Origin of the sequence: Flavobacterium sp. WC2416 (assembly GCF_041200095.1) — a bacterium.
GTDB lineage: Bacteria > Bacteroidota > Bacteroidia > Flavobacteriales > Flavobacteriaceae > Flavobacterium.
In genome coordinates, this window is record NZ_CP165626.1 from 3,051,047 (window position 1) to 3,067,607 (window position 16,561).

14 protein-coding genes are annotated in these 16,561 nt (G+C 33.0%); 10 read left to right on the top strand and 4 right to left on the bottom strand.

The features are described 5' to 3' along the window. Positions 1-65: 65 nt before the first annotated feature. Positions 66-1,820 carry a transcription termination factor Rho gene (rho, locus tag AB3G39_RS12815; protein WP_369769420.1) on the bottom strand — a complete coding sequence of 585 codons (1,755 nt, stop codon included), beginning with the start codon at positions 1,818-1,820 and terminating at the stop codon, positions 66-68. Between the two features lie 182 nt (positions 1,821-2,002). On the opposite strand from rho, the gene AB3G39_RS12820 reads away from it, so the two are divergent. The 3 genes from AB3G39_RS12820 (at position 2,003) to AB3G39_RS12830 (ending at position 4,997) form a co-directional block, all read left to right on the top strand. After that, positions 2,003-2,416: a DUF4293 domain-containing protein gene (locus tag AB3G39_RS12820; protein ID WP_367768704.1), complete on the top strand. Its 414-nt coding sequence runs from the start codon at positions 2,003-2,005 to the stop codon at positions 2,414-2,416. A 149-nt stretch (positions 2,417-2,565) separates the two neighbouring features. Beyond that, positions 2,566-3,228: a response regulator gene (locus AB3G39_RS12825; protein WP_369753492.1), complete on the top strand. Its 663-nt coding sequence runs from the start codon at positions 2,566-2,568 to the stop codon at positions 3,226-3,228. 68 nt (positions 3,229-3,296) lie between these two features. Then, the gene (locus tag AB3G39_RS12830) at positions 3,297-4,997 is read left to right on the top strand and encodes an ATP-binding protein (protein WP_367768698.1); all 1,701 of its coding nucleotides are present in this window, start codon (positions 3,297-3,299) and stop codon (positions 4,995-4,997) included. On the opposite strand, the gene AB3G39_RS12835 is transcribed toward AB3G39_RS12830, so the two are convergent. Continuing rightward, positions 4,998-5,495, bottom strand: a complete 498-nt coding sequence (locus AB3G39_RS12835; RefSeq protein WP_367768695.1) for a metallophosphoesterase — start codon at positions 5,493-5,495, stop codon at positions 4,998-5,000. It lies immediately after the preceding gene. A gap of 159 nt (positions 5,496-5,654) precedes the next feature. Between AB3G39_RS12835 and truA the strand changes: the two genes are divergently transcribed. The 7 genes from truA (at position 5,655) to AB3G39_RS12870 (ending at position 14,640) form a co-directional block, all read left to right on the top strand. Then, on the top strand, positions 5,655-6,395 hold the full coding sequence (gene truA, locus AB3G39_RS12840; RefSeq protein WP_369769422.1) for a tRNA pseudouridine(38-40) synthase TruA: 741 nt from the start codon (positions 5,655-5,657) through the stop codon (positions 6,393-6,395). Between the two features lie 109 nt (positions 6,396-6,504). Then, positions 6,505-8,259 (top strand): ABC transporter ATP-binding protein, encoded by a 1,755-nt coding sequence (locus AB3G39_RS12845; RefSeq protein ID WP_367752177.1) that lies wholly within the window; start codon positions 6,505-6,507, stop codon positions 8,257-8,259. A gap of 219 nt (positions 8,260-8,478) precedes the next feature. Beyond that, positions 8,479-9,867 carry a dihydrolipoyl dehydrogenase gene (gene lpdA / locus AB3G39_RS12850; protein WP_369753488.1) on the top strand — a complete coding sequence of 463 codons (1,389 nt, stop codon included), beginning with the start codon at positions 8,479-8,481 and terminating at the stop codon, positions 9,865-9,867. Positions 9,868-10,193: 326 nt separating this feature from the next. Continuing rightward, positions 10,194-12,104 (top strand): SPFH domain-containing protein, encoded by a 1,911-nt coding sequence (locus AB3G39_RS12855; protein ID WP_369765408.1) that lies wholly within the window; start codon positions 10,194-10,196, stop codon positions 12,102-12,104. Between the two features lie 356 nt (positions 12,105-12,460). Then, positions 12,461-13,630, top strand: a complete 1,170-nt coding sequence (locus AB3G39_RS12860; protein ID WP_369765409.1) for a dipeptidase — start codon at positions 12,461-12,463, stop codon at positions 13,628-13,630. Between the two features lie 60 nt (positions 13,631-13,690). After that, positions 13,691-14,230: a hypothetical protein gene (locus tag AB3G39_RS12865; protein ID WP_369769424.1), complete on the top strand. Its 540-nt coding sequence runs from the start codon at positions 13,691-13,693 to the stop codon at positions 14,228-14,230. Positions 14,231-14,379: 149 nt separating this feature from the next. Then, on the top strand, positions 14,380-14,640 hold the full coding sequence (locus AB3G39_RS12870) for a hypothetical protein (protein WP_369753484.1): 261 nt from the start codon (positions 14,380-14,382) through the stop codon (positions 14,638-14,640). Between the two features lie 164 nt (positions 14,641-14,804). Here the strand turns inward: AB3G39_RS12870 and AB3G39_RS12875 are convergent, their stop codons facing one another. Together AB3G39_RS12875 and AB3G39_RS12880 are read right to left on the bottom strand one after the other, a co-directional pair. Then, positions 14,805-15,845 (bottom strand): RluA family pseudouridine synthase, encoded by a 1,041-nt coding sequence (locus AB3G39_RS12875; RefSeq protein ID WP_367768671.1) that lies wholly within the window; start codon positions 15,843-15,845, stop codon positions 14,805-14,807. Then, positions 15,835-16,452 (bottom strand): PASTA domain-containing protein, encoded by a 618-nt coding sequence (locus AB3G39_RS12880; RefSeq protein WP_369753482.1) that lies wholly within the window; start codon positions 16,450-16,452, stop codon positions 15,835-15,837. The genes AB3G39_RS12875 and AB3G39_RS12880 overlap by 11 nt, the downstream gene beginning before the upstream one ends. Positions 16,453-16,561 lie beyond the last annotated feature (109 nt).

Consider the following 16,561-nt stretch of genomic DNA (forward strand, 5'->3'; position numbering starts at 1 on the left):
AAAGTCCTCGAAAATTTCGAGGACTTTTTTTATATCTTTTTTATTCTATTCTCTTTAATCTGAATTTAATCATTCATCGAAATTAAAAACTCTTCATTGTTTTTCGTTTGTCTAAAACGATCGTTTATAAAACTCATTGCTTCAACAGGATTCATATCAGAAAGGTATTTTCTCATGATCCACATTCTTTGCAACGTTTTCTCATCTAACAACATATCATCACGTCTTGTACTTGAAGAAGTTAAATCAATGGCTGGGAAGATACGTTTATTAGCAATTTTTCTATCCAACTGCAATTCCATATTACCAGTACCTTTAAATTCTTCGAAGATAACTTCATCCATTTTTGAACCAGTTTCAGTCAAAGCAGTTGCAATGATACTTAATGAACCTCCATTTTCTACATTACGGGCGGCTCCAAAGAAACGTTTTGGTTTCTGTAAAGCATTAGCATCTACTCCTCCACTCAATACTTTACCTGAAGCAGGTTGTACTGTGTTATATGCTCTTGCTAAACGGGTAATGGAATCTAATAGAATCACGACATCATGTCCACATTCTACTAATCGTTTTGCTTTTTCAAGTACAATATTAGCAATTTTAACGTGTTCTTGTGGCTCTCTATCAAATGTAGAAGCAATTACTTCACCACGTACACTACGTTGCATATCCGTAACCTCTTCTGGACGTTCGTCTATTAGTAAAACAATTAAATATACTTCGGGATGATTGGCAGCAATTGCATTTGCAATTTCTTTCAACAACATGGTTTTACCCGTTTTTGGCTGTGCGACAATCATACCACGTTGTCCTTTTCCTATAGGAGAAAATAAATCGATAATACGAGTAGAAATGGTGCTTTGTCTTTCGGCTAAATTGAATTTTTCTGACGGAAAAACAGGCGTTAAATGTTCGAATGAAACTCGATCACGAACCACTTGTGGATCATGCCCATTAATTTTTAACACACGAACTAAAGGAAAAAACTTTTCTCCTTCTTTTGGAGGACGTACCACCCCTTTAACCGTATCTCCAGTTTTAAGACCAAACAATCTAATTTGTGAAGTTGATAAATAAATATCATCCGGTGAAGCTAGGTAATTATAATCGGAAGAACGTAAGAAACCATAGCCATCAGGCATCATTTCTAATACTCCCTCACTTTCAATTATTCCGTCAAATTCAAAATCTGAATCTCTAAAATTATTTTTTTTATTTTTAAAATTAGGGTTTTGATTTTGTTTATTTAATTGATTTGGATTTATTTTTTTAGCAGGAGGAGCAACTTCAGTAGCATCTGTTTTTGAAACATTTTCTTCAACTACTTCTTTATTTTCGTCTTTAACAACTACTTCTTTTGTTTCTTCTTTATCCTTTTTTAAAGCTATTTTCTTTTCGTAAGCTGATTTATTAAACTTAATAACCTTACCTACTTTCTTTTCTGGAATTACATTATCTTTTTCATCTTCGGTTTGCGAATTAACTGCATCAACTTGTGCAATTACCTCCGCAGGCATTTCTACTTTAATCTGAAGATCAGCTTCAACAGGAGCTACTTCTTTAAAAATAGTTTTATTTGTAGTTTTTTGAATAGCTACCTTCTTAACTGGCAGAATACGGGCTCTTTTAGGTTTATTATCCTCAACTGGAGCATCCGAATTTTTATCTAATGTTGAATCAACAGTATTGTTTTGATGTTCTAAAATCGACCCAATCAAGGTCTCTTTTTTAACACCATTAAACTTTATGGTTTTAGCTGACTTAGCGATTTCTTGAAGCTCAGAAAGCTTCATTTCTTTTAATGCAGAAATATCAAACATGAATGTTCTATGAGTTTAATTAATTTGGTAATACTATAAAAGATAGGTAGTAAATATTTTATTTTGAATTGACCGCAGTATGAAGTGCTTACGGTATTGTTATGCAATAATACGAATAAAATTTAATGATACAATAGTATTTTAAAAAAAGAAAATATATTTTTGTAAAACAAATTGAAACAATGATACAGAGAATTCAGACGATTTATTTAATTCTAGCTTTTGTAGTTACTGGGATTTTACCTTTTTTATTTCCTTTATGGACAATGAATGACGGAAAGGAATATTTCTTTATGCAAAACCAGATTTATGTAATTTTATTGGGATTAAGTACAACACTTACTGTATTAAGTATTGTTTCGTATAAAAAAAGACAGAATCAATTTGTCGTTGGCAGATTGAATATGATATTAAATTTAATTTTATTAGGATTATTTGTATATCGTTCATTAAATGTATCTGGAGAAACAGCTGTTGTTTCTGAGAAAGGTATTGGGATGTTTCTACCTATTATTGCTATCGTATTATTAGTCTTGGCTAATAAGGCCATCAAAAAGGATGAAGATCTTGTAAAATCTGTGGACAGATTGAGGTAAACCTATAAACTTAGTTTATTAGTGCGAAGGAAACCCGAATGTAACAGTTCGGGTTTTTTTGTGCTTCAAAAAGAAGCATTTAATAAATAAAATCTTATAAATGATAAGTAGTTTTTTTTTCCTAAATTTGAATACAGTTTAACTATAATATGACAAAAAAAATAAGGATACACCTTGCTGACGACCATCAAGTTCTCATTGATGGGATGAGAACTTTATTAAATACAATCTCAAATTTTGAGGTTGTAGGTTTTTCTTTGGATGGAAGCACACTATATGACGACGTCACTAACAACAATACAACTATTCTAATCTTAGACATCAGTATGCCTAAAAAAGACGGAATAGAGGTTGTCAAGGAATTTGCTGAAAAAGGGTTTCCTTGTAAAGTAATTATTCTATCTAGTTATGATGATTTAAAAATTATACAAGAAGTGATGAAGCTTGGTGTTAGTGGGTATCTAACAAAGCAATGTGCTGGCGAAAATATAGTCGAAGCCATTCAGGCAGTTTCAAACGGTGAGGATTATTTTTGTACTACTGTTAGAGAAAAAATATTCAATTCAGCTACCAAAAATATCTCAAAACTTAATAAATACAAACCTACTATCGACTTGCTATTAACTGGTAGAGAAATTGAAATTATAACCTTAATTGCATTAGAATATAGTGGAAAAGAGATAAGCGAACAATTATTTATCAGTTCAAATACGGTTGAAACACATCGTAAAAATATCATGAAAAAACTAAAAGCAAAAAACACCATTAGCCTAGTTAAATTTGCCATTAAAAACAAATTAATTAAATCGTGAAATTTAATTAGAACAGCTTCTCTATCTTTATTTAAACACTATGCTATATTAATCGACACAACTTATTTATGTTTCAAAACAGATTTATTTTATTGTTTTTACTATTGCAAACTTCTTTCAGTACAATTGTATTTTCTCAAGAGACATTTCCTTCCAAAAATGAAATTACAAAAATGACCAAAGAAGCAACTTCTTTGATGAAAAATGAAAAATATGAAAAATCATTAATCAAATCAAGGATTGCTTTAAAATATGCAATTGCCATCAAAGATGACAATCTAATTGCTACTTGCTACAATACTATTGCAGCAAATTTTGATGAATTAGCTGAATTTGAAAAAGCCTTTTTTTATTATCAAAAAGGAATTTTATATGCTAATAGAACCAATAACAATCAGCTCAAGAATTGGTTGAATAATAATCTTGGTAACATTTATTGTTTTGATAAAAAAGAGTATCAAAAAGGAATTTCTTATTATAAGAAATCTCTTGAGTATAGTACCAGAATAAAAGATTCAGCTGAAATTGTTTTTACAAAACTAAACATAACATGGGCTTATTTTGATATTGGGAATTTTTCCGAAGGCCTACCCTATTTAAATTTCATTAATAAATACCATCCTAAATATGGTGATAAATCTTTATCAGGAGTTCTAAACATGCTTAATGGTATGTATTACAATTCTATAAATGATCCTCAAAAAGCAGATTATTTTTTTAAAAAAGCAATCCAATTTGAAACATTAGAAAATGAAAAATCAGATTTATCTTTCGCTTATCAAGAATATTCCAGGTTTTTATTGAAAAATGGGGATTATAAAAAAGCTTATGAAAATTTAGATCTTTATAATACAATTACGGTTGAAATCAACAATCAAGAAAAGTTAAAAAAAGTAAATGTAGCTGGAATAAATCTCCAAATAGATGAATACAAAAGAGAAATTGACAATATTGAAACTAAATATAAGACTAAGCAACAAATCCTATTAGAGAAACAATCTAAAAATAAACGAATTAGTATTATAATCATTTCAATACTACTTTTAATTCTTATTCTTTTTTACTTTTTCTTCCAAAATAATAGATTAAAAGAAAAAAATAAGCTGAAAGACATCCAAAGTAAAATTCAGCAAAACATTATCAATGCCTCCATTAGCGGTCAAGAAATAGAGCGAAAAAAAATAGCTGCATTTTTACATGACAATATTAGTGCCCTGCTTTCTTCAGCAGGATTACACTTGAGTGTTTTTAGTAGCATAAATAAAATTGAGTCGGAAGAAATTATTAAAACAAAAAAAATATTGAATGAGGCTCATGATAAAGTACGTGACCTTTCGCATCAACTGCTGCCCTCTTTATTGGCTCGTTTTGGATTGTTTTATGCACTTAATGATTTATGTGAAAAGAATTCAAATTCAAGTATTAGTTTTGAATACGCTAGTACAATGGAGACTACAACACGTTACAATGGAGATTTTGAAATGAAAATGTATTTTATAATTATGGAGTTATTGAATAATATTATAAAACATAGTAAAGCTAAAAATGCTTTTGTAAGCATTGATGAAAGAGATAATTCATTGTTCATTCATGTAAGAGATAATGGAAAAGGTTTTAACACTGCTGGTGAGTATAAAGAAATTGAAGGGTTTGGGCTTAACCAAATTAAAGCTAGAGTAAATAATATTGATGGAGAAGTAACAATCCATTCAAAAATAAAATCGGGAACATCAATCTATATCAATGTTCCTATTACTTACAAGGTATAGTTACACCCTTTTTTCTATTTCTATAATTTCTAAGTCTTTTATTTTATCTCCATCAATTACAAATCGCAGCATAGTTCGCACTTGATGAAAACCGCTTTTTCCACATGCTCCTGGATTCATATGTAAAAGATTATTCTTCTTGTCGAAGATTACTTTTAAAATATGAGAATGCCCGCAAATAAATAATTTTGGAGGGTTTGCTACTATTTCCGCTTTAATATTGGGATTGTATTTACCTGGATAACCACCAATATGCGTAATCCACACGTCAACTCCTTCACACATAAAACGATTATGAAGTTGAAATTCTAAACGAGCTTTGTCATCATCAATATTACCGTAAACAGCTCGCAATGGTTTGAGTTTTTTTAAAGTATCTGTTACCATCAAATCACCAATATCTCCTGCATGCCAAACTTCATCGGCTTGAGCAACATATTTTAAGATTGTATCGTCTATATGGCTGTGTGTATCAGATAGGAGGAGTATTTTTTTCATTCAGAATGAACTATTTCGATAAATTAGTAGCTACAAAGGTAGTTTGTTTCTTTAAAAAGAAGAAAATAAATCCTTACAATCAGAACTTACACATTTAACCTTTTCTCAACATAAAAACTTTGTATCTTTGCTTCTTTGAAACTTTGCGACCACATTAAATTGAGATATTTTATAAAATTAGCGTATAACGGAACTCTTTATCATGGCTGGCAATACCAACCAAATGCCTCCTCTGTTCAGGAAACGTTAAACAAAGCATTTTCGGTATTACTTAATTCAGACATCAATCTAATGGGCGCCGGTCGAACAGATACAGGCGTTCATGCTAAAGTGATGTATGCCCATTTTGATTTTGAGACTTCGTTTGATATCGCTAAATTGATTCACAAACTCAACTCTTACTTGCCCAAAGACATTGTTGTTTATGATATTATTTCAGTTCACCAAGAAGCGCATGTTCGATTTGATGCGACAAAAAGAACCTATGAATATCATATCAACACGTTTAAAGACGCCTTTTTGCAAGAACAAAGTTGGTACTTTCATCAAAAATTAGATCTTAATTTAATGAATGAAGCCGCAAAATTGCTATTCAACCATACTGATTTTCAATGTTTCTCTAAGGTCAATACAGATGTAAATACGTTTGATTGTACGATTTACAAAGCAAATTGGAAAGTGGAAAACAACAAACTAATTTTTACAATATCGGCCAATAGGTTTTTAAGAAATATGGTGCGTTCTATTGTAGGAACGCTTGTTAATATCGGGTTACATAAAATAACGCTGGATGATTTTAATACTATCATTGAAAGCAAGAACAGAGACAAAGCTGGGTTTTCGGTACCGGCCCACGGATTGTATTTAACCGAAATAGATTACGATTACATAACTAAATAGCCCTGATTGAAGTGGAAATCATTTTTATTTTTTTCTTTAAAAAATAAAAATATTGAAGCGAAAAGCAGGAATTAGCTCCAAATAACTGAACTAAATTCAGGTAAAAAAAATGAAAGCAAAAGCATTCGACACTCGATTATTTAAAAGAATATTACAATATACTAAACCGTATCAATGGCGCTTTAATGGCGTTATTGCCTTTGCGGTTTCTTTATCTATTTTTGCGGCTTTGCGTCCTTATTTATTGAAGCAAACAGTGGATGATTACATTCAAACTGAAGATGCTAAGGGGCTTTTGTTTTACATCACTTTGATGGGAATCGTTCTTTTATGTGAGGTTTTTTCACAGTTTTATTTTGTTTTTTGGGCCAACTGGCTAGGGCAAGACATTGTGAAAGACATTCGTACTAAACTCTTTAAACACATCTTGAGTTTTAGAATGAAATATTTTGATTTGGTGCCCGTAGGACAACTAGTTACACGTTCCGTTTCGGATATCGAATCTATTGCACGTATTTTTAGTCAGGGACTGTTTATGATTATCAGTGACTTGATGAAAATGTTTGTGGTCCTTATTTTCATGTTCTATATGAACTGGAAATTAACATGGATTGTAATTGTTGCCATGCCGATTTTGGTTTTTATAACCCGAATCTTTCAACGTAAAATGCAGGTCGCTTTCGAAGAAGTGCGCGCTCAAATTGCCAATATGAACTCATTTGTTCAGGAACGGGTAACAGGAATGAAAATTGTTCAATTGTTTAATCGAGAAGAAATTGAAGCAGAAAAATTCAAAGAAATCAATGATAAACATAAAAAAGCTTGGATAAAAACCATTTTATACAACTCCATCTTCTTCCCTATTGCTGATATCATTTCATCTCTAACATTAGGATTTATAGTACTTTACGGTGGTATTAAAATATTGAATGGGGATCATTTCACGACTTTTGGAGATTTGTTTTCCTACACCATGTTTATAGGAATGTTATTTAATCCATTGCGTCAGATTGCTGATAAATTCAACGAGATGCAATTGGGAATGATTGCTGCGAATCGTGTTTTTGAAATTATTGATACCCAAGATCAAATTCAGGATACTGGACTAATTGAAGCTCCAGTATTTTTAGGAAACATTGAATTCAAAGCGGTGCACTTTAGTTACATCGCCGATGAAGAAGTCATAAAAGGAATCGATTTAGAAGTAAAAGCAGGGGAAACTATAGCGATTGTAGGATCGACCGGCGCGGGAAAATCGACAATCATTAATTTATTGAATCGCTTTTATGAAATTAATAGTGGAACCATTTTTATTGATGATACTAATATTGAGAATTATACACTTGGTTCTTTAAGAAAACAAATTGCAGTCGTTTTACAAGATGTTTTTCTTTTTGCTGATACTATTTATAATAATATTACCTTAAATAACCCTGACATCACTAGAGAAGATGTTTTGGCTGCAGCCCAAGAAATTGGCGTTCATGAATTCATTATGAGTTTACCTGATAATTATGATTTTGATGTGAAAGAACGCGGGGTAATGCTATCTTCTGGTCAACGTCAATTGATAGCTTTTTTGAGAGCTTATGTAAGTAATCCAAGTATACTTATTCTAGACGAAGCCACATCATCTATTGATACGTATTCCGAAGAATTGATTCAACGTGCTACAGAAACAATTACCTTAGGTAGAACTTCGATTGTAATTGCGCACAGACTGGCTACTATTGTCAATGCCGATAAAATTGTGGTGATGGACAAAGGCTTAATTGTAGAACAAGGAACCCATCAAGAATTAATCAATCGTGAAAGTGGGTATTATAAGAATTTATATGATTCTCAATTTTCTGTAGCTAACTAGTAAAAACTAAATTGTAATTAGACAATCTTAATACTTACCTACAAATTTTATTTACTAACTACTTAAATAATTTAAGAGGATCTTTTGATGCCAATTAAGTATTCACTTATTATTTTCATGATTCCTAACAAATCTTTAAATAATTGAATCTTTAAATTTTTCCAAAACAGAATAAATCCTTAAATTCGCCAAATCAATTAATTTAGAAAACTTATAAAAATGAAATACGATATCATAGTTTTAGGAAGTGGTCCGGGTGGATATGTTACTGCCATTAGAGCATCTCAATTAGGGTTTAAAGTTGCCGTAATTGAAAAAGAAAGCTTAGGTGGTGTATGTTTGAATTGGGGATGTATCCCAACGAAAGCATTACTAAAATCAGCTCAGGTTTTTGATTATCTAAAACATGCTTCCGATTATGGATTGACTGTTTCTTCATTCGATAAGGATTTTCCTGCTGTTATTCAACGTAGCCGTGGGGTTGCACAAGGAATGAGCAAAGGGGTTACTTTCTTAATGAAAAAAAATAAAATTGACGTTATTAATGGTTTTGGAAAAATAAAACCAGGTAAAAAAGTCGATGTGACCGATAAAGATGGTAAAACAACTGAATATAGTGCAGACCATATTATTGTTGCAACGGGTGCACGTTCACGTGAGTTACCTAACTTACCTCAAGATGGAGAAAAAGTAATTGGTTACCGCCAAGCAATGAGTTTACCAAGCCAACCTAAAAAAATGATTATCGTTGGTTCAGGTGCAATTGGAGTAGAATTTGCTCATTTCTATAACTCAATGGGAACGGAAGTGACTATTGTAGAATTTATGCCAAACGTAGTTCCTGTAGAAGACGAAGATATTTCTAAACAAATGGAAAAATCTTTGAAAAAATCTGGAATTACAGTTATGACAAACTCATCTGTAGAGCGCATTGACACTACTGGAGCTGGAGTGAAAGCATTTGTAAAAACAGCAAAAGGAGAAGTAGTTCTTGAAGCTGATATTTTACTTTCGGCTGTTGGAATCAAAACAAATATTGAAAACATTGGTCTAGAAGAAGTAGGAATTGCTACTGATAGAGACAAAATAATAGTGGATGCTTACAACCAAACGAATATCCCAGGATATTACGCTATCGGTGATGTAACTCCAGGACAAGCTTTGGCACATGTTGCTTCTGCAGAAGGAATCAACTGTGTTGAAAAAATAGCTGGATTACATGTAGATCCAATCGACTACGGAAACGTTCCAGGTTGTACGTATGCTACTCCAGAAATCGCTTCTGTTGGTTTGACAGAAAAACAAGCTAAAGAAAAAGGATACGAATTGAAAATTGGTAAATTTCCATTTTCAGCTTCTGGAAAAGCACAGGCTTCTGGAAATTCTGATGGATTTGTAAAAGTAATCTTTGATGCTAAATACGGTGAATGGTTAGGTTGTCACATGATTGGTGCTGGTGTTACGGATATGATTGCTGAAGCAGTTGTAGCGCGTAAACTAGAAACTACAGGGCACGAAATCCTAAAATCGATCCATCCTCACCCAACAATGAGTGAAGCAGTTATGGAAGCAGTTGCTGATGCTTACGGTGAAGTAATTCACTTGTAAATTGTAAGTTGAGACTATATTAAAATACGATTATAAGAAATACACAATCCGATTTGCGAAAGCAAGTCGGATTTTTTTTGTTTTATACTCAGATAAAAATAGTAAGAACTAGCCCTTTTTCATAAAATTCGTTTTAAAATTGTTAAAATCCAAAATACCAAACATAGTTGACAAACCGAAAAATCGTGTCGTAGAATGCCAATTTCCGACCTTAGAAAAGCGATTTTTTTACTGCAAAAGTGCAAAATTTAGCAAATGTTAATTTTTTACGATTTTTATTTTAACAGGAAAAATTAACAGTAATTTAGTAGTCTAAATAATCAAATATGACAACTTTAATGGCCTCTTTTTGGTGGATACTCCCGGTAGTTTTTTCCATCATTTTTTACAAATTCGTTTTGCGTGTTTTCTTTGGGATGGTTATTGTTCCCGAGAATAAAATTGGTTTAGTGACAAAAAAGTTTGTACTCTTCGGCGCTGATAAGTCGTTACCTGATGGTAGAATTATAGCTACTAAAGGCGAAGCCGGGTATCAAGCACGAACACTGGCTCCAGGATTATATTGGATGATGTGGATATGGCAATACTCTGTTGATATGACTGGATTTACAATCATTCCAGAAGGTCAAATTGGTTTGATTCTAAGTAGAGATGGACAAGAAATCCCAACAGGTCGAATTCTTGCCCGCAAGGTAACATCAGATAATTTTCAGGATGCAACTGCATTCTTAAACAATGGTGGTCAAAAAGGGCGTCAAACGGCCTTTATCACCACTGGATCCTATCGTATTAATACCTTTCTATTCGAAATTGTGATTGTAGAACAAATCAAGATTTATGAAAACATGATTGGTATTGTAACAGCGCTTGACGGAGAGCCTATACCCCAAGGACAAATTGCGGGTAAAAACATTGACGGACACAATAACTTTCAAGATTTTGACGCCTTTCTTGATAATGGCGGAAATCGCGGTTTACAACCTCAAGTGATGCTTGCAGGATCTTATTATATCAATACATGGGGAATTCAAATTGAACAAAACCCAATGACTGATGTACCTATTGGTTATGTAGGAGTAGTGATCTCCTATATTGGAGAAGATGGAAAAGATGTAACAGGCGATACTTTTAAACACGGAAATATTGTTTCAAAAGGACAACGTGGCGTTTGGATGGAACCCCTAGGACCAGGGAAATATGCTTTAAACAAATACACAACAAAGCTAGAACCTGTTCCTACAACAAACTTAGTTTTGAACTGGGCCAATGCTAGAAGCGAATCCCATGATTTAGACAAAAACCTATCAACAATCACGGTACGATCTAAAGATGGTTTCCCGTTCAATCTAGATGTTGCACAAATTATTCACGTTCCAGCCAATGAAGCACCTAAGGTAATTGCACGTTTTGGTAGTATGACTAACTTGGTTTCACAAGTATTAGAACCTACCATTGGTAACTATTTTAGAAACTCGGCTCAAGACAGTGACGTAATTTCATTTTTAAGCACTCGAAAAGAGCGTCAAGAATCGGCTAAGACGCATATCAAAACCGTTTTGGACGAGTACAATGTAAATGCGGTAGATACATTGATTGGTGACATCGTACCACCTGATTCATTGATGAAAACATTAACTGACAGGAAAATTGCCGAAGAAGAGCAAAAAACCTATCAAACACAAAGAATGGCGCAAGAACAACGTCAAGGTGTAGAGAAAGAAACCGCTATTGCTGATATGCAAAAAGAAATTGTAAAAGCATCACAAAGTGTCGAGATTGCGCAACGTACTGCTGATGCAACGGTAAAAAAAGCCGAAGGAGATGCTACGAGTTTGAAACTTAACGTAAATGCCGAATCAGAAGCTACAAAAATGCGTGCCAATGCAGAAGCCGAAGCAACAAAAGCGAGAGCGGGTGCACAAGCTGAAGCAACCAAATTAAATGCAAGTGCCGAAGCCGAGAAGATCTCGAAAACAGGTCTTGCCGAAGCCGAAAAAATTATGGCTATTGGTAAATCGACTGCTGAGGCCTACCAACTTCAAGTCTCTGCTATGGGTGGTGATAACTTTACTAAGTATAAAATCACCGAAGAGATTGGAAAAGGAAATATAAAAGTAATTCCTGATGTTTTAATCACAGGAACTAATGGTTCCGAAGGAGGAATTAGTGGATTATTAGGACTGAAACTCATGGAAATGATGGACAGTTCCACTGATAACACCAAGAAAAATAAATAACTCTAACACCAGAATCCGATTTGCGTAAGCAAGTCGGATTTTTTTTTATGGCGTACCCCTACTTCCACTCCGTTACAGTAGCGTCAGGCTATTCGCTACAATCTCCCAAAAAGGGAGGATTTCCGCTGCTATCCTTTACGCAGCCTAGTTTATAAAAGAGCGGTAAATTAAAACTAGGACAACCCCGATACAAGCCATAAATATTATTTTTACGCACTAAAAACCAACAAATTACGCTCGATTATTCCAAATAAAACAGTACTTTAGTTCACTAACAACCTCTTTTTTAGAAATCGTTTTTATTTCGGTATTCTCAATTTCAATTAAGTGACCCAACATCAAACCAAAGCTGTACTATGAAAATAAAATTAGTATTACTTAGTATTCTAATAACGAGTCAAACCTTCGCTCAATCCTACAAAAAAATACATCAGGAAGCCATTGTGGTCGATACTCATAATGACATCCTCATGAAAGCTGCCGATATAGGAATTGTTTTTGACCAAGATCTAAAAGGAAAAACACACAGCGACCTAGACCGATGGAAAAAAGGAGGGCTAGATGTTCAATTTTTTTCTGTGTTTTGTGAGGGCGATTTAAAAAATCCCTTTGCTTATGCCAATAGAGAAATGGACAGTCTAGATGCTGTAATAGCCCGTAATCCAAACAAAATTGTAAAAGTGAGTAATTATGCAAAACTCCTAAAAACCGTACATCAAAATAAAATTGCGGCACTATTTGGTGTCGAGGGGGGACATATGATAGAAAACGACCTCAATAAATTAGACAGTCTTTACAATCGTGGGGCACGCTACCTTACCTTAACACATAACGTAGCTCCCACATGGGCTACAAGCGCTATGGAGGAAGTTACCAATCCTAACTTGACTCACAAAGGACTCACTGATTTTGGAATACAAGTAGTGCAACACATGAACCAAATAGGAATGATTGTAGATGTAAGCCACTCCGGCGACCAAACTTTTTGGGATGTAATGAAAACCACAACTAAACCTATTATTGCTTCTCATAGTTCCGTATATAGTCTTGTCCCACACCGTCGCAATTTAAAAGACGGCCAAATAAAAGCCATCGCAAAAAATGGTGGTGTCATCCAAATAAATTTTAATCCCGGATTTATTGATCCCACTTTTGATGCTAAAGAACTTGCTTTCCTTCAAAAACATGCCGTTGAAAATGACTCCCTCATGAAAACAGGAATGATAGATTTTTATGCACAAGATTACCTTTATAACAAATATCATGAGGAAGCTCAGGCAATGCGACCACCACTATCTAATGTAATTCAACATATCGAGTACATCATTAATTTAGTGGGTGTTGATTATGTAGGATTGGGCTCCGACTTTGATGGAATTAATTTAACACCACAACAGCTGGACGATGTAACAACATATCCATTAATTACAAAAGCACTGGTTGAAAAAGGATATAGTAAAAAAGATATAATTAAAATTCTTGGTGGTAATATATTAAGGGTATTAAAAGCAAACGAATCCAAATAATGACTTAAACGAAAACACCATAAATATTAATTAAAACGATCAAAATATAAAATGAAATCAATGCTCAAAAAACACATTTTACTGTTTCTTTTTTACCCATTAATTACCATAGGCCAAGTAATTCCCTCAACAGATACTACTATTTATAAAAGTCGGAAAGGAATTTTTGAAATAAAATACAATAATAATCATTGGATAAAAAGTGATTTGACTTCAAAATGGGATGCAGAATTTCACGACACTTATAACTTACTTAACGCCTATTTTATTGAATATGATTATTTTGTACCTGAAAAAAACATCAAAAAAACACTAAAATCACAATATGCAGAATTTGGCAAAATAAAGAACCTTAAAATATATGATAAGATGATTCATGATATGAAAGTTAAATATTTTACATGTACTTTAGATTTTAATAATTACACCTACATTTTTCAAGGCTTTTTATATAATGGAAAAGCAGGAACAATGCAAATCCAGTTTGGAGCACAACAAGAAGCCATTAAACAATATCAAGTTTATATCGATGAGTTTTGCAGTGGAATAACTCAAATAAAAGGCATGAAAATAAATAATAATAATAATAATAACCTGTAACCCAATTCTTTCAAATATCACTAAAAGTGGGTATTGTGATTGTAGTTAAAAAGTCAGAATTTTACATATAATTTAATTGACTCATAAGGTTTATAATTCAACTACGCTTTTAGTAGTTGCCCTTTACGAAAATAACAAAACAGACAATAATGAAAAGTGAATGGATTGCCAATTATGAAAATGAAGAAATAAAAATCACTAATAACTGGTTTACAGGTGAAAAACTTTTCATTAATAATGAACTACAGGATGAACAATTAAATTTTATTACTCCTAGTACAATGACCGGAATTTTAACTACTAAAAAAGGAGAAAAATTTTCTGTGAAAACAAATCTTTCTGGCTTTTTTAAAGTTCGTTGCCGCTTATTTGTAGACAACAAGAAAATAGCATTAAAACAAATTAAATAGTTTTAGATATAAAAAAGTAGTGGAACAATCCAAAAACCATTTTTAACCAAAAATCCCTTTTGACTTTTTCAAAAGGGATTTTTATTATTTATCTAGATTTTCAAATCCTCAAAGCTAAGCAACTTTAAACCTCCGAAACTTTGAAACTCTGTAACTTTGAAACTCTACTCCTCTTCCTCTGTTAAATGTGATTTAGAATACCCTCTCCATTTTTCAATACAATCTTGAAAATCTTGTGGTAATTCAGTATCAAAACGCATCAATTCTTTAGTGGTAGGATGCACAAAACCAAGTGTTTTAGCATGCAATGCTTGCCTTGGCAATGCTTTAAAGCAATTGTCTATAAACTGCTTATATTTTGTAAACGTAGTTCCTTTTAAAATCAAATGACCACCATAACGTTCGTCATTAAATAAAGGATGTCCTATATGTTTTAAATGGGCACGAATCTGGTGTGTACGCCCCGTTTCTAATTGGCATGAAATCAAAGTCACATAACCAAAACGTTCCAAAACTTTATAATGAGTAATCGCTGGTTTCCCAATCTCTGGATCTGCAAAAACAGCCATTTGCATGCGGTCTTTCAAGTGACGAGCTAAGTTTCCTTCAATTGTTCCACTTTCTTCAGCTACATTCCCCCAAACTAACGCTATATACTCTCTTTCAGAAGTTTTAGCCTCAAATTGTTTGGCTAAATGGGTCATCGCCGCTTCCGTTTTGGCAATTACAAGTAAGCCTGAAGTATCTTTATCAATACGATGTACTAATCCTGGTCGCTCACTGCTATTCATTGGCAAATTATCAAAATGATAGGCCAAGGCATGCACTAATGTTCCTGTATAGTTTCCATGTCCAGGGTGAACCACCATTCCTGGTTCTTTATTGATTAACAACAAAGCATCATCCTCATAAACAATGTTTAACGGAATATTCTCCGCGATAATATGGTTTTCGTAGGGTGGATGCGTCAACATCACACGAACTACATCAAAAGCTTTTACTTTATAATTTGACTTCACAGTCGCATCATTCACAAAAATATTCCCTTCAGTAGCTGCTATTTGTAATTTATTTCGGGTTGCATTTTGAATCAATCCCATTAAATATTTATCAATTCGTATAGGTGTTATTCCTTTTGGAACTTCAAATTTAAAATGTTCGTATAATTCTTCTTCTAAGTCAATCGACTCTACATTATTGTTCATTAGGCATTTCTTGTGTTGGATTAGCAATGCTATCCGTTCTTATATCTTCTTCATAACTCGCTTTTCCATCTCCTAAAACTAGATCAATTTTAGACGATTTCAATACTTTATCTCCCGCTTTGATATTTCTACCTTTATAACGCATTTCTAATACCATGTCTTTTCCAAGATTTGGTATATAAGTAATTGTCCCTTCTTCAAGACCTAACGCTTTTAGCGTAGGTACTGCTTCACGGTATGTTTTTTCAATTAAATCAGGCACTTTCACTGATGAAAATCCCGATGAATTAATTTTAATATACACCTTTCTACCCTCTTTCACTTTGGCTCCAGGCAAGGGATCTTGTTGTACCACACTGTATTTAGGATAATCATTTCTATAATCCACGCTATCAAGTAAAACGTAATCTAAGTCTAAATCATCTAGTTTTTCCTCCACTTGCTCTTCTGTTAGTTTACTTAAATTAGGAACAGCAATCTCATTTCCATGATTAGTAGTAAAAGTCAACCAATGCATAAAAAGATATCCCAAAACGGCAATTATCAAAACCGCGATAAATACTTGTAGAAAAAACACACGGCTGGTAAGGTATTTACGTAAACTCATAAATTATTTTTTATATGGGCAAAGATATAGCTATTTCGTTTCAAAAAAAATGATAATTTTGTTTAAGCAAAAAATACCCTTGTATATTTGGAGCTATTTCCCGCTATAC